1 protein-coding gene and 2 pseudogenes are annotated in these 1,662 nt (G+C 68.0%); all 3 read right to left on the reverse strand.

Going from position 1 to position 1,662, the window contains the following annotated elements:
• Positions 1–672 (reverse strand): annotated as a pseudogene (locus tag JCM19049_RS13500) (P-loop NTPase); the annotation flags it as partial.
• A gap of 14 nt (positions 673–686) precedes the next feature.
• Positions 687–1,001: an iron-sulfur cluster assembly protein gene (locus JCM19049_RS23585; RefSeq protein ID WP_374700317.1), complete on the reverse strand. Its 315-nt coding sequence runs from the start codon at positions 999–1,001 to the stop codon at positions 687–689.
• Positions 998–1,605, reverse strand: a pseudogene (locus JCM19049_RS13505) (DUF1003 domain-containing protein). The gene JCM19049_RS23585 and the pseudogene JCM19049_RS13505 overlap by 4 nt, the downstream one beginning before the upstream one ends.
• Between the last annotated feature and the right edge of the window lie 57 nt (positions 1,606–1,662).

Consider the following 1,662-nt stretch of genomic DNA (forward strand, 5'->3'; position numbering starts at 1 on the left):
GAGAGCCACCACCCGGCACCCCGGCGTCCGAACCCTCGCGCAGGGATTCCTCCAACGGCAGCTGCCCCAGCAGCGGCACCGGGTAGCCCAGCTGTTCACCCAGCGAGTCGCTGAGCACCTGGCCGCCGCCGGAGCCGAAGATTTCCATGCGTGTGCCGTCCGGCAGCTGAAGGTAGCTCATGTTCTCCACCACGCCGATGACCTTCTGCTGGGTCTGCAGGGAGATGGTGCCGGCCCGCTCGGCCACCTGGGTGGCGGTGGACTGCGGGGTGGTGACCACCAGCAGCTGCGAGTTCGGCAGCAGCTGGGAGACCGAGATGGCGATGTCCCCGGTGCCCGGGGCAGATCCAGCAGCAGCACGTCCAGGTCCCCGAAGTACACGTCGGACAGGAACTGCTCCAGCGCCCGGTGCAACATCGGTCCGCGCCAGATTACCGGCTGGTTTGAATCCAGGAACATGCCGATGGAGATCACCTTCACCCCATGGGCGACCGGCGGCAGGATCATCTCATCGACCCGGGTCGGGTTCTGCCTGGTGCCCATCAGCGCCGGGATGGAGAACCCGTACACGTCGGCGTCGATCAACCCGACCTTCAGCCCGTCCGCGGCCATCGCCGTGGCCAGGTTGGCGGTGATTGAGCTCTTGCCGACCCCGCCCTTGCCGCTGGCCACGGCAATGACCCGGGTCAGGGAATTCGGGTCGGAGAACGGGGTGCGCCGTCCGGCCAGCGAGTCGCGCAGTTCCTTGCGCTGTTCCGGCTCATGACGCCCAGCTCAAGGTCCACCTGGCTGATCCCCGGCACGCTGAGCGCGGCGGCGCGCACGTCGGCCTCGATGGTGGAGCGCATCGGGCAGCCGGCGATGGTCAGCAGCACGGTCACCCGCGCGGTGTTCCCCTCCACGCTGGCGTGGGGGACCATGTTCAGTTCGGTGATGGATTTGCGCAGTTCCGGGTCGATGACCTTGGACAGTGCGGTGCGCAGCTGCTCGTTCGTGCTCACTTGCCACCTTGGCTCTCATGCGGGCCGGGGCCCTGGTCGATTTGCGGGATCAGGCCGGTGTGCTGGGCCGGCTTGCGGCGCGGGTTCTTCGCCCGCAGGTGCAGCTCCTCACCCTCGCTGGTTTCCAGCAGCTCCTCCAGCACGTTGCGCAGTTCGGAGCGCACATAGTCGCGGGTGGCCACATCCTGCATGGCCAGGCGCAGGCTGGCCAGCTCACGGGTGAGGTATTCGGTGTCGTACAGGTTGCGTTCGGCCCGGGCCCGGTCCTCGGTGAGCGAGACCCGGTCGCGGTCATCCTGCCGGTTCTGGGCCAACAGCAGCAGCGGGGCGGCGTAGGAGGCCTGCAGGGAGAGCATCAGGTCAGCGCGGTGAAACCCAGCGCGGCCGAGTCAAAGCGCCAACCGGCCGGGGCCCAGGTGTTCCAGATGAGCCAGAACGCGCAGAAGATGGTCATGTAGACCAGGAACTGCGGGGTGCCCATGAAGCGGGCGAACTTTTCGGTGGTGGAGCCGAAGGCGTCCGGGTTCGGGCTGAATCGGGGCAACAGCCTGGCGCGGGCCGACATCGGGGTGTCCAGGCCGGTGGCCTGACGCTGCTCTGGCATGCGTGTTGCTCCTTCGATCGGGAACGCGGTCCGCGCTGCGGCGGCACCGGTTCGGAC

The organism is Arthrobacter sp. JCM 19049, from assembly GCF_001310435.1.